General features: G+C 34.9%; 15 protein-coding genes, 3 tRNA genes and 1 riboswitch. Of the genes, 8 read left to right on the top strand and 10 right to left on the bottom strand.

Annotated features, from left to right (window positions below):
* The first annotated feature begins 29 nt into the window (after window positions 1-29).
* The 3 genes from DI487_RS14350 to DI487_RS14340 are packed head-to-tail and all read left to right on the top strand — an operon-like array spanning window position 30 to window position 2867.
* Window positions 30-1115, top strand: coding sequence for an AI-2E family transporter (locus DI487_RS14350; protein WP_109570253.1), 1086 nt, complete (start codon window positions 30-32; stop codon window positions 1113-1115).
* 4 nt (window positions 1116-1119) lie between these two features.
* A complete protein-coding gene (locus tag DI487_RS14345; protein WP_109570252.1) occupies window positions 1120-2298 on the top strand; it encodes a THUMP-like domain-containing protein in 1179 nt (392 codons plus the stop codon).
* 2 nt (window positions 2299-2300) lie between these two features.
* Window positions 2301-2867, top strand: coding sequence for a hypothetical protein (locus DI487_RS14340; protein ID WP_109570251.1), 567 nt, complete (start codon window positions 2301-2303; stop codon window positions 2865-2867).
* 34 nt (window positions 2868-2901) lie between these two features.
* Here DI487_RS14340 and DI487_RS14335 read toward each other — a convergent pair whose 3' ends face one another.
* The 6 genes from DI487_RS14335 to DI487_RS14310 form a co-directional block, all read right to left on the bottom strand.
* Window positions 2902-3288, bottom strand: a complete 387-nt coding sequence (locus DI487_RS14335; RefSeq protein WP_109570250.1) for an acyl-CoA thioesterase — start codon at window positions 3286-3288, stop codon at window positions 2902-2904.
* A 275-nt stretch (window positions 3289-3563) separates the two neighbouring features.
* Window positions 3564-3750: riboswitch (cobalamin riboswitch) on the bottom strand.
* Window positions 3751-3844: 94 nt separating this feature from the next.
* A complete protein-coding gene (locus DI487_RS14330; protein ID WP_109570249.1) occupies window positions 3845-4345 on the bottom strand; it encodes a hypothetical protein in 501 nt (166 codons plus the stop codon).
* Between the two features lie 142 nt (window positions 4346-4487).
* Window positions 4488-4937: a hypothetical protein gene (locus tag DI487_RS14325; RefSeq protein WP_109570248.1), complete on the bottom strand. Its 450-nt coding sequence runs from the start codon at window positions 4935-4937 to the stop codon at window positions 4488-4490.
* A 118-nt stretch (window positions 4938-5055) separates the two neighbouring features.
* Window positions 5056-5129 (bottom strand) — tRNA-Arg (locus tag DI487_RS14320).
* Window positions 5130-5142: 13 nt separating this feature from the next.
* Window positions 5143-5217: transfer RNA gene (locus tag DI487_RS14315), tRNA-Pro, on the bottom strand.
* Between the two features lie 10 nt (window positions 5218-5227).
* Window positions 5228-5311, bottom strand: a tRNA-Ser gene (locus tag DI487_RS14310).
* Window positions 5312-5574: 263 nt separating this feature from the next.
* On the opposite strand from DI487_RS14310, the gene DI487_RS14305 reads away from it, so the two are divergent.
* Together DI487_RS14305 and DI487_RS14300 are read left to right on the top strand one after the other, a co-directional pair.
* Window positions 5575-6753 carry an acetyl-CoA C-acyltransferase gene (locus DI487_RS14305; RefSeq protein WP_109570247.1) on the top strand — a complete coding sequence of 393 codons (1179 nt, stop codon included), beginning with the start codon at window positions 5575-5577 and terminating at the stop codon, window positions 6751-6753.
* Between the two features lie 67 nt (window positions 6754-6820).
* A complete protein-coding gene (locus tag DI487_RS14300; protein WP_109570246.1) occupies window positions 6821-7582 on the top strand; it encodes a C40 family peptidase in 762 nt (253 codons plus the stop codon).
* 57 nt (window positions 7583-7639) lie between these two features.
* Here the strand turns inward: DI487_RS14300 and DI487_RS14295 are convergent, their stop codons facing one another.
* A complete protein-coding gene (locus tag DI487_RS14295; protein WP_109570693.1) occupies window positions 7640-8680 on the bottom strand; it encodes a PLP-dependent cysteine synthase family protein in 1041 nt (346 codons plus the stop codon).
* An 83-nt stretch (window positions 8681-8763) separates the two neighbouring features.
* The gene (locus DI487_RS14290; RefSeq protein WP_109570692.1) at window positions 8764-10824 is read right to left on the bottom strand and encodes a S9 family peptidase; all 2061 of its coding nucleotides are present in this window, start codon (window positions 10822-10824) and stop codon (window positions 8764-8766) included.
* A gap of 140 nt (window positions 10825-10964) precedes the next feature.
* On the opposite strand from DI487_RS14290, the gene DI487_RS14285 reads away from it, so the two are divergent.
* Both DI487_RS14285 and DI487_RS14280 read left to right on the top strand, forming a co-directional pair.
* Window positions 10965-11288: a YbaB/EbfC family nucleoid-associated protein gene (locus DI487_RS14285; RefSeq protein WP_109570245.1), complete on the top strand. Its 324-nt coding sequence runs from the start codon at window positions 10965-10967 to the stop codon at window positions 11286-11288.
* A gap of 72 nt (window positions 11289-11360) precedes the next feature.
* Window positions 11361-11849, top strand: coding sequence for a general stress protein (locus DI487_RS14280; RefSeq protein WP_109570244.1), 489 nt, complete (start codon window positions 11361-11363; stop codon window positions 11847-11849).
* Between the two features lie 49 nt (window positions 11850-11898).
* Here DI487_RS14280 and DI487_RS14275 read toward each other — a convergent pair whose 3' ends face one another.
* Window positions 11899-12918, bottom strand: coding sequence for a threonine aldolase family protein (locus DI487_RS14275; RefSeq protein ID WP_109570243.1), 1020 nt, complete (start codon window positions 12916-12918; stop codon window positions 11899-11901).
* Between the two features lie 47 nt (window positions 12919-12965).
* Between DI487_RS14275 and prfB the strand changes: the two genes are divergently transcribed.
* A protein-coding gene (gene prfB / locus DI487_RS14270; RefSeq protein ID WP_109570242.1) for a peptide chain release factor 2 occupies window positions 12966-14064 on the top strand; the annotation gives its coding sequence in 2 pieces (ribosomal slippage) (window positions 12966-13028 and window positions 13030-14064; 1098 coding nt in all).
* A gap of 72 nt (window positions 14065-14136) precedes the next feature.
* On the opposite strand, the gene DI487_RS14265 is transcribed toward prfB, so the two are convergent.
* A complete protein-coding gene (locus DI487_RS14265) occupies window positions 14137-15180 on the bottom strand; it encodes a phytase (RefSeq protein WP_109570241.1) in 1044 nt (347 codons plus the stop codon).
* Window positions 15181-15192 lie beyond the last annotated feature (12 nt).

Here is a 15192-nt window from a genome sequence, read left to right as displayed (position 1 = left end):
TCAAACGGCGAGTTTTTTTATTTTTGTATATGACTTCAAAAGAACTATCAAACGGAATATTACGAACTATAGGCATACTTTGCCTTATCGTTGTGGGTTTTTATCTGGCTTACAAATTATCAGCTCTTTTGATTTACATTCTTATTTCACTGGTACTAACCTTATTGACGAATCCTGTAGTTCAATTTTTAAAAAGGAAATTAAAATTCAAAAATACCTTAGCTGTTATTACTACCTTGTTCTTAGTCTTATTACTTATTTCAGGTTTCATATTGCTCTTTGTTCCACTTTTAATCACTCAGGGACAAAACCTTTCCTTATTAGATATCAAAACTTTAGAAAATAATTACAACGAACTCATACAAACCATTAGTCATTTTTTAGAAACAAATGGTTTTCATTTAGAAGATGTGGCAACCAGCGATATCTTTTCAGCTTTAAACCTTAATTTTTTATCTGATTTTTTTAACAGTCTGTTAAACTTCATCAGTAATCTAGGTATCGGATTAGCATCTGTACTTTTTGTCACTTTTTTTCTTTTAAAAGAGAAAGATTCTTTTTTCAATGCTTTCAAAGCTGTTTTACCCGATGAACAAAAATCAAAGGTGTTAACATCAATAGACAAGATCAACCAACTTTTGAGCCGTTATTTCGGAGGCTTATTACTTCAACTTTTTATCATTTTAATCCTGAATCTCATTGTTTTTTTGATCTTTGGTGTTGAAAATGCTTTTATAATTGCATTGTTGTGTGCTATTTTAAATATCATTCCCTATTTAGGTCCATTATTAGCCATGATCGTAGCAAGTTCTTTAGTAATGCTAAGTGGCATAGGTCAAGATTTTATAAATGATGTCTTACCGACAACCCTTTATGTGATCATTGGAATGACCATTGTTCAATTAATCGATAATAACATTAACCAACCTATTATTTTTTCAAAAAGTACTAAAAGTCATCCATTAGAAATATTTTTAGTCATTTTAGCTTCAGGAAGCTTATTTGGGGTTTTAGGAATGATTGTTGCTGTCCCTACATATACAGCTTTAAAAGTGATCGCTAAAGAATTTTTACCCAATAACAGACTTATTAAAGCTTTAACCAAAAACATTTAATCTTTTGAAGATACAAGCTTTACTCGACAAAGAAGTTCAGGATTTTATTAACCGGAATATCGATCAACAGGTTACACAATTAGCTTTACAAAAAAAACAATTCAACGGAATAGCATTAAGTGAAGTGGTACAACAGATAGCTGCAAAACAAAAAGCAGAAAAAAAATTGCCCACTTGGTTTGCTACTGCAAATATCATTTATCCGTCAAAAGTTTCAGTTGAACAAACTTCCTCAGAGCAAACTGCAGCTTATAAAGCTTCATTAATCAGCGGAAAAACATTATTAGATGCCACCGGCGGTTTCGGGGTAGATGATTACTATTTCGCACAGCAATTTCAAAAAGTCATTCATTGTGAATGGAACCAGGAACTATCTGAAATTGTGAAGCACAATGCTGAACTCTTAAAAGTAGATAATCTGGAATGCCTTTCCGGTGATAGTACTGAAATTATAAAAAAAAGGGATCAGAAATTAGACTGGATCTATATTGATCCGTCACGTCGACACGATGCTAAAGGAAAAGTTTTCATGTTAAAAGATTGCGAGCCGAATGTTCCTGATCTATTGGATTTTTATTTTCAATATACATCCAACATTCTCATAAAAACGGCTCCTCTACTCGACTTAAAAGCCGGTTTAAGTGAATTAAAATACGTAAAGAAAATCCATGTCATTGCTCTTGAGAATGAAGTCAAAGAATTGCTTTGGGAAATTCACAACCATTATGAAGGCGACCTTAGCATTTCTGCTGTTACTATTGAGAAAGGAAGGGCATTAAAAAGTGAGTTCAATTGGAATACAGATTATCAGTCCACATTCAGCAAACCTAAAAAATATTTGTTCGAACCCAATGCTGCTTTATTAAAATCCGGTATGTTTAATGCTGTTTCCGCTGTTTTTCACATCGATAAATTACACCAGCATTCTCATTTGTATACAACTGATGAAGACTTAAATTTACCGGGACGTAATTTTATAATTGATCAGGTAGTTCCCTTTGATAAAAATTCAGCCAAAACATACCTTCTCAATCAAAAACTTAATATTTCTACCCGGAACTTCCCCTTGAAACCGGAAGAATTAAGAAAGAAATACAAAATCAAAGACGGTGGTGATACTTATGTATTTTTCACAACTGATTCAGAAAATAAAAAAATTATCCTATTTTGCACAAAAAAATAAATATGCGCTATTTAATTCTATTTTTACTAACCTCTGTTACTCTTTTCTCTCAGTCTAAAAGATGTAAATATGAAATTGAAGAAAAAACAGATTCTACTTCTTTAAAAATACTGAAAGAGCAACTTTTCTCAGAAAAAGTTTTCGGTTCTAAAAAAGAACTTATACAGGCAACCTTATTAAACAATAACGGAATTCCGACTTTAGGTCTACAAATCGTAGAAAAAAATACGATTTTTATTCCTACCAAATGTCTGAACAGAAGTTCTAAAGTTATACTTCAGTTAGAAAACGGTAAAATTGTAACCCTGCTAAGCATCAATGAAGATATCTGCTCTGCATTGAGCTATATTGAGGAAGACAAAGCTAATATTCGTATATTGAATGCTTATTTTGTCTTTACAAAACAAAACTACGACGAACTCAAAAGTTCTCCGGTTTCACTAATGCGGATACAATTTTCCGGCGAAAGTCAAGATTACATCATCAAAAAAGAGATACAATCAGAACTCTTAAAAGAAACCTTCTACCCAAGTCGTTTATTTATGGATTACCTGAAATGTATTGAATAATAAAAGCCCGTAAAAACGGGCTTTCTTTTTCAGATCAACTTACTATTCTTACAGGCTGTTTATCCTCATTCAAAGCAACAAAAGTAAATTCTCCATGAATTGCTTTGTCTCTTTCTTCCGAATACATCTCCTCAATAAATATTTCTACAGAAACTCTTAAACTGGTATTGCCTACATGGCAAACTTTACCCACTAACTCAATAATAGTTCCTCCTGGAATCGGTTTTTTAAAATCAATTCTGTCACTACATACAGTAACTACTTTCTGCCTGCAGAAACGCGTTGCCGCAATAAAGGCTACTTCATCCATCAATTGCATTGCTGTTCCGCCAAATAGCGTATCATAATGATTGGTCGTATTAGGAAATACAGCTTTAAAAATTCTGGTTTCCGATTGTACTATTCTTTGCTCAATTGTCATAACCTTCTTTTTTTCAGTGTTAAACAATTCTTTTTAGAACTATTATCTCCGCTTTTTACGGAAGTCATAGCAATCCGACTATCAGTTCGCGGATAGTCATACTGAAATACTGTCATTTCATTTACTTTTAAATATTAAACAATAATTTAAAAGTTCTTCAAATAACTTCGCAGCACATTTTGCAATAAAAAAAGAGAATAGATTATGTATTGGTCGGAATTAAAACTCCGCCAATTCGACACCAAAATTGACTCTAACTTCAGATCGCGAAAGTACCGTCATATCAGAAACAGGCAGGTCTCCTGGCTTGTAACAATTTTTACCATCCTTCCCGTTATAAGAAACAGTGGATCACTAAGGATAAAAATCATGAAATTACTTACAGTTGCGCGACAGCTCCGGATTTACACCGGATTCCCTATTAATGTTCCGCTAAGAACAACCTTTTCCGTTTGATAGAAACTACGTAAAGAACAATAGCGCTAAGGTAGGAACTTATTTTAATTTTGATAAATAATTTTTGATTTTGTTGGTTTTCCAAGCCTATATAGGCAATTTAACATCCGCAAAAGATACTAATACTCCACTCCTTTTGTTTAGGTGTTATCTCATAATAACAACCCGCTCCTTTATCTTCCGGACCGTAAATATCTTTACCACTATACCATTTATTTTTTACATCTCCGGCTTCGGCACTATATATTTTTTCAATCCATTTTTTAATCTTCTCTTTTTCTATTTTAGGCAAAAAGATGTTAATTGTAGCTCCTCCTTCTTCATCACAATTATTTACAACGTAACGGATGTTATTTTCAAATGTTTGTTCAAAAGAACAAATACTATCTTCAAGATAATCGGATCTTTTAATCTTAATTTTCTCGGAAGTCGGTTTATAATTCTCTAAAAAATACAGATAGACTATCTCTTCTGAAAAGTCTTTTGATTTTGCTTTTTCTTTCAATGCAATGATATCCGGATCTTTCAATTCAAAATTCTGAGCAGTAATGACTACGGAAACAAAAAGAAAAAAGATACTATATAAGATTTTGATTTTCATAATTCTACACTAATAAACAGTTGCTTTTTTGATCTTAATTCAAAAATACAGAAAAATTACAGTCCGTAAAAAATCCATCTGTCTTTTATCGAACTAATTCTTAAAAAAGTTAAATGTGTTACCAATAATCCGGAAAGGATTATTATTTTCTGTTTTTCCTAGGGAAACATCCAAAAGGAGAACAAAACCAATTCAATAAATCTGAAACTATCATACTTTGCACTCCCTCCGTTTCATCCTCAAAAAATAACTTATTGTCTTTTATAAACAGAGGAAAATCTTTCGGTAAATCTAAAGCATAAATATATTCTTCATTTTTATCTGAAATAAAGATCAATTCATTTACTCCTTTTCCGAAAAGGTTAATATGAGATATCAACACTTTATACTTTATCTTATTTCCAGCAATAATTTCTCCCAAATAATTAACTTTCTGACTAATGCCTGATTCAGGTTCTTCAAATATATAATCTTTTTGAAGCTTTGCATTTTTAGAGAAATCAATATAACTCTCAATTACCTGAGAATTTAATTGTGAATTAAATAGAAGAAAAAAAATAAAAACAACGAGTCTTTCCATTTTTGTTTTCATAAAATTTATGCACTCCTGAAAATAGAACATTGTATCTGATTTCTCTAATCTAAGGTACACTAATAACACAATATTTAAAAACAAAAAAGCCTAGTAAATAAATTTACTAGGCTTTTTGTGATCCCGTCAGGATTCGAACCTGAGACCTACTGCTTAGAAGGCAGTTGCTCTATCCAGCTGAGCTACGAGACCATTATTTTATCCGTCGGGGTGGCAGGATTCGAACCTGCGACCTCCTGGTCCCAAACCAGGCGCGATGACCGGGCTACGCTACACCCCGAAAAAAGAAGCGGAGAGACAGGGACTCGAACCCTGGCATCGGTTACCCGATGACAGATTAGCAATCTGCTCCGTTACCACTCCGGCACCTCTCCTTAAATCTTTAAAAGAACTTATCTTTTTTGCGGTTGCAAATGTAAGCCTTACTATTATTATTTACAACTATTTTCTAAAGTTTTTTCATTTTTATTTTAAAAAAAAATGAAACGATTTAAAATTCAAACAGATAGCAAAACAACTTTTTTTACTAAAAAAAAGAGCTCTCCCTTATTTACGTTAATAATTCACTATTTCGATTGATTTAAAGAATTTTTTTGGAATAAAAATAGTAAATTCGCAAAAACTAAATAAACACATCATGAGTAAAAAAGTTGTTATTGTTTCTGCAGTCAGAACTCCGATCGGTAGCTTCATGGGAGCTTTATCCAGTGTACCGGCTACAAAATTAGGAGCAACTGCTATAAAAGGAGCACTAAATAAAATCAATTTAAAACCGGAAGAAGTTGACGAAGTATTAATGGGAAATGTTGTTCAGGCTAACAACGGACAAGCTCCTGCACGTCAAGCTGCGTTATATGCCGGAATACCTAACACTGTACCTTGTACAACCATTAATAAAGTATGTTCCAGTGGTATGAAAGCAATCATGCAGGGCGCTCAGGCTATCCAATGTGGTGATGCTGATATTATCGTAGCCGGTGGTATGGAAAACATGAGCTTAATCCCTCATTACGTACACATGAGAAATGGTGTTAAATTCGGGCCTGCTACTCTAGCCGATGGTTTACAACGAGATGGTTTGTTTGATGCCTATGACAACCAACCTATGGGGGTATTTGCTGATCAATGTGCAACAGAATACCAAATTACCAGAGAAGAACAAGATCGTTTTACAGTTCAGTCTTATGAAAGGTCTGCAAAAGCTTGGGAAAACGGGAAGTTTGATTCAGAAATTGTTCCAGTGGAAGTTCCGCAACGAAGAGGAGAACCTATCTTAGTATCTAAAGATGAAGAATTTACCAATGTTAAACTAGATAAAATCCCAGTATTATCTCCTGTATTCACAAAAGAAGGAACTGTTACTGCTGCCAATGCTTCTACAATCAATGACGGAGCTGCAGCTGTAGTGTTAATGAGCGAAGAAAAAGCTAGCGCATTAGGATTACAACCATTAGCATATATTAAATCTTTTGCCGATGCTGCTCAGGAACCAAAATGGTTTACTACTGCTCCATCAAAAGCTTTACCTAAAGCTTTACAGAAAGCAAATCTAGAATTAACAGATATTGATTTCTTTGAGTTTAACGAAGCATTCTCTGTTGTCGGTTTAGCCAATGCTAAGATTTTAGGTTTAAGTGAAGATAAGATCAATGTTAACGGCGGGGCTGTTTCATTAGGACATCCTCTGGGATGTTCGGGAGCGCGCATCGTTGTTACCTTGTTAAATGTATTGGAACAAAACAATGCTAAATTAGGAGCTGCTGCTATCTGTAATGGTGGTGGTGGTGCTTCAACTATTGTAATCGAAAAAGCTTAATATATTTCCTTTATAAAACATCGGATATCCTATCCGGTGTTTTTTATTTAATATTATAATTGTTTTAATGTTCGGAATTTGTAATCTTGCCATAGTTCCCATTCGTTCTGAAGCATCAGACAGAAGCGAACAGGTTTCCCAATTGTTATTTGGAGAATTTTTTAAAATTATTGAAGAAACTCCTAAATGGAGTAAGATTGAAACCGCTTTTGACCAATACACGGGTTGGGTTGACAATAAACAATTTTTTAAAATTTCCGAAAATCAATATGCAGATCTACTGGAAACTCCGGAAGTTCTGAATGCTGATCTGATTGAATACATTACAAATCCTGAAAACGAGTTGATCGCCATTCCTTTGGGCTCTTCACTTTCCTTTTTAAGCCACGAAAATATTAACACTAAGAATTATGCTTTCGAAGGGCTAAAAACATGTGGTATTAAGTCTAAAACCGCTATTGTTAAAACGGCTTTCATGTACCTTAACGCTCCTTATCTGTGGGGTGGAAAATCCCCTTTCGGAATAGACTGTTCCGGCTTCACGCAAATGGCTTATCGATTGAACGGATATCATATTTTAAGAGATGCATCCCAACAGGCTACTCAAGGAGAACCTCTTAGTTTTATTGAAGAAAGTGAACCCGGAGATTTAGCCTTTTTTGATGATGAAGAAGGGAATATCATCCATGTAGGAATTATGATGGAAAACAATCATATTATTCATGCATCCGGAAAGGTTCGAATTGATCGTCTGGATCATTTAGGCATCTACAATGCCGAAACAAACAGACATACTCACAAATTAAGAGTTATTAAGAAAATAATTTAAAATATAAAAAAGCTCCGATTCGGAGCTTTTTTAGTATAGAGATATTATAATTTTCTATTATTTAATCACTTCTACTTTTTGATTAGCTTCTATATTTACGCTATCAAAAAATCCTTGATCATTCATCCACTCATCACTATATACTTTACTCATATAACGCGAACCGTGATCCGGGAAAATAATAACGACATTACTGTCTTTTGTAAACTCACCTTCCTCAGCATATTGACGAACTGCTTGTAGAGCTGCACCTGAAGTATAACCTACAAACAAGCCTTCTACTCTTGAAATTTCTCGTGCTGTATGTGCACTTTCCTCATCTGATACTTTCATAAATTTATCGATTGCATCAAAATCAGTTGCTGTAGGGATCAAATTCTTACCTAAACCTTCAATTCTGTAAGGATAGATCTCATTACTGTCAAACTCACGGGTTTCGTGGTATTTTTTCAGTATTGAACCGTAAGCATCCACTCCCAGAACTTTAATATCAGGATTCATTTCCTTTAAGAACTTAGCAGTTCCTGAGATAGTTCCTCCTGTACCGCTACACGCCACTAAATGGGTGATTTTTCCATTGGTTTGTTCCCAAATTTCAGGTCCGGTAGTTTTATAATGCGCTTCAATATTTAATTCATTAAAATATTGATTGATATAAATTGAACCTTTTGTTTCTTCGTGTAAACGTTTCGCTACACTGTAATAAGACCGTTCATCGTCAGCTGATACATGAGCCGGGCAAAGATATACTTTGGCTCCCATTGCTCTTAACATATCAATCTTGTCTTTAGAAGATTTAGAACTAACTGCTAGTATACACTCATATCCTTTGATAATACTAACCATTGCTATACTAAATCCTGTGTTTCCTGAAGTCGTTTCGATAATGGTATCACCCGGTTTAAGTATTCCTCTCCTCTCTGCTTCTTCAATAATATATAATGCTATTCTATCTTTTGCAGAATGTCCAGGATTAAAGGCTTCTACTTTTGCATAAAAGTTACCTTCCAGATTCGATGTAACTTTACTTAATTTTAACAACGGCGTGTTCCCTATTAGTGCAAGAACATTATCGTAGGCTTTTATTTCTTCTTTCATAAATAAAAAATTAGTTGTGGTAGGCTTTCTGTATTTATTTTTGACAACCCCAAAACCATGCAAATTTAACAAAAAAAGTTTAACTATTCCTTAATTTTTTCTAAATCTAACAAAAACGCAAATTCCTTAGCTAATTCTTTCAGTGCTTCAAAGCGCCCTGAAGCACCGCCATGACCCGCATCCATATTTGTATCTAAAAATAAGAGATTTTTATCAGTTTTCATATCTCGTAATTTGGCTACCCATTTGGCAGGTTCCCAATATTGCACCTGCGAATCATGTAATCCTGTGGAAATGTACATATTAGGATAATCCTGTGCCTTAACATTATCATAAGGTGAATACGAAAGCATGTAATCATAATATTCTTTATCGTTAGGATTTCCCCACTCATCATATTCTCCAGTCGTTAAGGGAATAGAATCGTCCAGCATCGTTGTAACTACATCTACAAAAGGAACTTGAGCTATGATCCCATGATACAATTCCGGTGCCATATTTGCTACTGCTCCCATCAACAAGCCTCCGGCCGATCCTCCTTCCGCATACAAATGCTCTCGGGAAGTATATCCTTCTTTTATCAAATATTCAGAGCAATCAATAAAATCAGTAAATGTATTTTTCTTTTTTAACAACTTTCCATCTTCATACCAATCTCTTCCTAAATCTTCTCCGCCTCTGATGTGAGCTATCGCAAAAATAAATCCTCTGTCTAATAAACTCAAACGTGTTGTAGAGAACCAAGGATCCATTGAAGAACCATAAGAACCGTAAGCATATTGCAATAACGGATTTTTTCCATCCTTTTGAACTCCTTTTCTGTAGACTAAAGAAACCGGAACTTTAGTTCCGTCTTCAGCGGTAGCCCAAATACGTTCTTCCTGATAATTATTTTTATCGAATTTGCCTCCAAGCACTTCCTGTTCTTTTAAAACCGTTTTCTCTTTGGTACGCATGTTAAAATCAATCACCGATGAAGGCGTAGCCAATGATTGGTAAGCAAAACGCAACAATTCTGTATCAAAATCAGGGTTTGTAGTTGTGTAAGCGGTATAGGTCTCACTTTCGAAAGGCAGATAATAAGGCTCTTCCCCACTCCACGGGCGAATCTGAATTTTATTCAATCCGTTGGAACGTTCTTCAACTACCAAATAATCCTTAAAAATATCAATTCCTTCTAAAAGGACTTCTTTCCTATGCGGAATCAGATCAACCCAATGCTCAGAGATCGTAGCCTTTTCGGGAGTCTTCATCAATTTAAAGTTAGTTGCCTTATCTTTATTAGTCAATATATAAAAGCTGTCTCCGAAATGAGAAATGGAATATTCTACTCCTCTTACTCTTTTCTGGAAAACACGAAACTTCCCGGACGGATCATTTGCCTCTAAAACCTGATATTCTGAGGTCAACGTACTTGTAGAACCGATAACCAGATATTTTTTAGATTTTTCTTTATATACAAACGTATAAAAAGTATCATCCTTTTCATGGAAAACCAATTCGTCTTTAGCCGGTTCTGTTCCTAATATATGCTTATATATTTTATCAGAACGAAGAGTTTGCGGATCTTTTTTAGTGTAAAAGAAAGTTTTATTGTCACTTGCCCAAGCTGTACTTCCTGTGGCATTCTCAATAGCTTCCGGTAAAATTTCACCGGTCTTCAGATTTTTAACTTTAATTGTATACTGGCGTCTTGAAACGGTATCTACTCCAAATGAACACCATTCGTTATCTTCACTCACACTGATACCATTCAAATTAAAATAAGAATGCCCTTTAGCCATTTCATTACAGTCAAACATAATTTCTTCCTGAGCATCCAAACTTCCTTTTTTACGAGCATAAATAGGATAATCTTTTCCGGTTTCAAAACGAGTAATGTAGTAATATCCGTTGTAAAAATAAGGAACTGAGGTATCGTCTTCCTTAATTCGAGATTTCATCTCCTGAAATAAATCTTCCTGAAGTTTCTTTGTATGAGCCGTCATTTTCTGATAGTACTCATTCTCTTTTTCCAGATAAGCCACAACTTCCGGATCTTCTCTTTGGTTTAACCAGTAATAGTTATCGATTCTGACATCGTTGTGTTTTTCTAATTTATACGGTATTTTTTTGGCAATCGGGGGCTGCACATCTGTATTCATTTCTGATTTTTTGGAATTACAAGAAAGAACAAAAGTAATGGAAATATACAGGACGACCGAAATTTTTCTCATGAATTTATAGATTTATTAATGAGTATAAATTTACTAAATTTGTCGTTCAAAATTAAAATTTAACATTTATGTTCGGAGACTTAATGGGTATGATGGGAAAAATCAAAGAAACCCAAGAAAAAGTAGAAGCAACCAAAAAACGTTTAGACACCGTTTTAATTGACGAAAAAAGTTCGGATGGTTTATTAGAAGTAACCATTACAGCCAACAGAACTATTAAAAACATTACTGTTAGTGACGATCTTTTACAGGACAAAGAAATGCTGGAAGATTATCTGGTAAATGTTTTAAACAAAGCTATTGAGCGTGCTACTCAGGTTAATGAAACCGAAATTGCCGCAGTTGCCAAAGAAGGGATGCCTAATATCCCCGGAATGGATTTATTCAAATAAATTAACTTTTCTCTAATAGTGTTTCCGTTGAAAAGCCTTAACTTTATATAGTTAACTTAAAAAACAGAAATCATGAAAACATTAGTTGCAGTTTATGAAACTCACAAAAAAGCACTACAAGCAGTTGATCAACTAAAAAATAATGGTTTTGATACTGAAAAAGTTTCTATTTTAGGTAAAGCTGATTTAATCAACAATCATGTACACATTAAAACTAACGACACTGCTGAAGCAGCGGAAGTCAGTTTAGGAGTTATTGCCGGAACTACATTAGGAATACTTACAGGAATAGGAGTTTTTACTATTCCGGGACTTGGTTTTCTTTACGGCGCGGGTGCTTTAGTTGGTGGAATTGCCGGAGCTGATTTAGGAGCATTCGGCAGCAGTATTATTGCTATATTAACCTTTGCAGGTGTAGAAAAGCACAATGCTAAAAAATATGAGGATCATTTAAATGAATGTAAATTCCTTCTTTTTGTTCGAGGCGATCAAAGTGATATTGATACTGCCGAAAAGATTCTGAATACTGACAAATTACATTTGGAATTAGATAGTGAATAAATTTCAGATGTGTTTTTATAAAAAAAGGATTCTGCAGAATCCTTTTTTTTTATAATTTATCTAAAACTTCCATCACATAATCATGCATTACCTGACGATAGTCTAAATGCGTTACCATCCTAAGTTTTCCTTGCCCCATAGAACTGATTAAAATATTCTTTTGTTTCAGTTTTTCAATAAAATCCTGTTCATTAACAGTAGGCTTCAATGTAAAGATCACTATATTAGTTTCTGCCGGTTCTACTGTCATAACCCATTCTTTTTTTGATAATACCTGAGCCAGGTCCTGAGCGCGCTCATGATCTTTTGACAACCTCTGTATATTATGTTGTAGCGCATATAATCCTGCTGCTGCTAAATATCCGGACTGCCGCATATTACCTCCGAACAATTTACGGACACGCATTGCTTTTTTCATATCCTCTGCCGAACCTACCAAAACAGAACCTACAGGTGCTCCCAGTCCTTTAGATAAACAAACTGAGATCGTATCAAATAACCGACCGAAATCTTTAGGATTTTGCTGTTTTGCAATCATAGCATTCCACAAACGTGCACCGTCTAAATGATATTTTAATCCATGCTCTTCACAGACTTGTCCTATAGCTTGCATATCTGAAAGATCATAACATGCTCCTCCCCCTTTATTTGTTGTATTTTCAAGACTTACCAATCGGGTTACAGGAGCGTGATAAAACTCGGGGTCATTAATCACTTCTTTTACCTGCTGAGCCGTAATCTTTCCTCTGCTTCCATCTACTAAATGACAAGAAACACCACTGTTTGCAGCAACTCCGCCTCCTTCATACAAAAAAATATGAGACCATTTATCGCAAATAACCTCATCACCCGGTTTAGTATGCAATCGTATAGCTGTTTGATTAGCCATTGTACCACTAGGAAAAAACAAAGCCGCTTCTTTACCGAATAAACTTGCAGTATAACGCTCCAATTCGTTTACTGTAGGGTCTTGCTTAAACACATCATCCCCTACTTTTGCCGTAAACATTGCCTCCAACATTTCCTGAGTTGGTTTGGTAACTGTATCACTTATTAAATTTATTTCCATATATCAAAAGGAATGTCTTATTTTTGTGTCGTAAAACTACAATTTTTATGGTAAACACAGAACAAGTTAAAGATATTATTGATCGCCTTGGTGCGTTAAGGAGGTATCTTTGACATCGATAAGAAACTGATCGAAATCACTAACGAAGAAGAAAAAACCTTTGCCCCTGACTTTTGGGACAACGCAAAAGAAGCGCAAGTTATTGTTCGCAACATCCGCTCAAAGAAAAAATGGGTTGAAGATTACAACAAAGCTGTTGAATTATCTGATGAACTTCAAATTATGTTAGACTTCTACAAAGAAGGTGATGTAACTGAAGAAGAAGTAGACGAACAATATGATAAAACCATCACGCATATAGAAGATCTGGAATTCAGGAACATGCTTTCTGATGAAGGAGACAGTATGAGTGCTGTATTGCAAATTACTGCCGGAGCCGGAGGGACTGAAAGCTGCGACTGGGCTTCTATGCTAATGCGTATGTACTTAATGTGGGGCGAAAAACAAGGATATAAAATTAAAGAACTGAATTTTCAGGAAGGAGATGTTGCCGGAGTAAAAACCGTAACCATAGAATTTGACGGAGATTTTGCTTTCGGTTATCTGAAAGGAGAAAACGGAGTACACCGATTGGTACGTATTTCGCCTTTTGACAGTAATGCTAAACGTCATACTTCTTTCGTTTCCGTTTATGTTTATCCTTTGGTTGATGACACTATTGAGATTGAGATCAATCCGTCTGATATTGAAATCACTACCGCTCGTTCCAGTGGTGCCGGCGGACAAAATGTAAACAAGGTAGAAACTAAAGTACAATTGGTTCACAAACCGACCGGAATTCAAATTCAGTGCTCTGAAACCCGTTCGCAACACGATAACCGGGAAAGAGCAATGCAAATGCTACGTTCTCAATTGTATGAAATAGAATTGAAAAAGCGTTTAGAGAAACGAGCTGACATTGAAGCCGGGAAAATGAAAATCGAATGGGGCTCTCAGATCCGAAACTACGTAATGCATCCGTATAAATTAGTGAAAGATGTAAGAACCGGATTCGAATCTACTGATGTTGATGCGGTCATGAACGGAGATCTTGACGGATTCTTAAAAGCCTATCTGATGATGACAGGACAAAAAGATGAAGAATAACAATAAAAAAGGGCTTTTAAAAAAGCCCTTTTTTAGAATCAACTTTAAAAAAGAATAACACAATTTTTCTTTTTAAGGTTGAGTTGTTGTTTTCTCAATTTCATCTATAATTTTTCCGAAATCGTAAAAATAGAACTCTTTGGTATCATTCATGGCTACAAATAATCCTTTGGGATAATCAGTACCTAAGTTTGTGGTTACCACATCACAACCATCAGTTTCAACTGTAGTCAAGTTTACCGCTTTGATGAAAGCATTGGTTTGACGATCAAACACATTGAATGTTCCTCTTTGTTGATCTGAAACAATAATATAACCGCCTTTTGTTGTTGTTTTTGCAATAGCAATACCTTCAATATCGCTTAAGAATTTATCCTGACCGAAAACTGACAACTCTTGGTTTCCTCTTGAAGGTTCGGCATAATATTTACGTACTCCAAACTCTTCATCTGAATAATAAATATATCCGTTTTCTGCATCCACAGCTATGGCTTCAATTTCTTTCTTACCACTGAATTTTCCAAATTTCCGAACCAAAACTGCTTGTAAACCTTTTCCCGCTGGTTGCAATTCATATTGGTATAAATAACCTTCGGCTGGTCCTTCTTTTCTTCCTACGATTGCATATACTCTATGATCTGTCGGTGAATGATACAAGGCTATTCCCATAGGCCATTGATAAGCTTCATTGGTTTCGTCTTCAAACACTTTAAACCCTCCTTTATCTAAAGGCTGCATATCCGGAACAGAGAATACTCTGATCTGTTGTTCTTCTCTTTCGGTGAATGCTATGATATCGACCTTTACTGAATCATTTAACGGAACTTGGTAAACCAAATCAATATTGTTTGGTCTTTTCATGTTACGAAGTGTTTTCTCTTCTATAATTTTTCCCTCCAGATCAAAAGCATAGATCGCTCCGTCAGTTTCTTTATCCGTTCCGAACACAATACTTTCAGCAGAGTTTTCCGGGTTTACCCAAATTGCCGGATCGTCTGTATCGTTTATTGTTTTTTCTGTAATTACATCAGGAGTTATAGGTGTTAAATCAGACTGTGTTTGGCAGCTCACGGCTAAAATTGCCGCAGCAGCATTTATTAAATAAATAGTTTTCATTGTAAAAATTAG

It is taken from the genome of Flavobacterium sediminis, from assembly GCF_003148385.1.
In the GTDB taxonomy this organism is placed as follows: Bacteria; Bacteroidota; Bacteroidia; order Flavobacteriales; family Flavobacteriaceae; genus Flavobacterium; species Flavobacterium sediminis.
The sequence above is the reverse complement of the archived record's forward strand: the minus strand, read 5'-3'. Positions and strand labels throughout refer to the sequence as shown.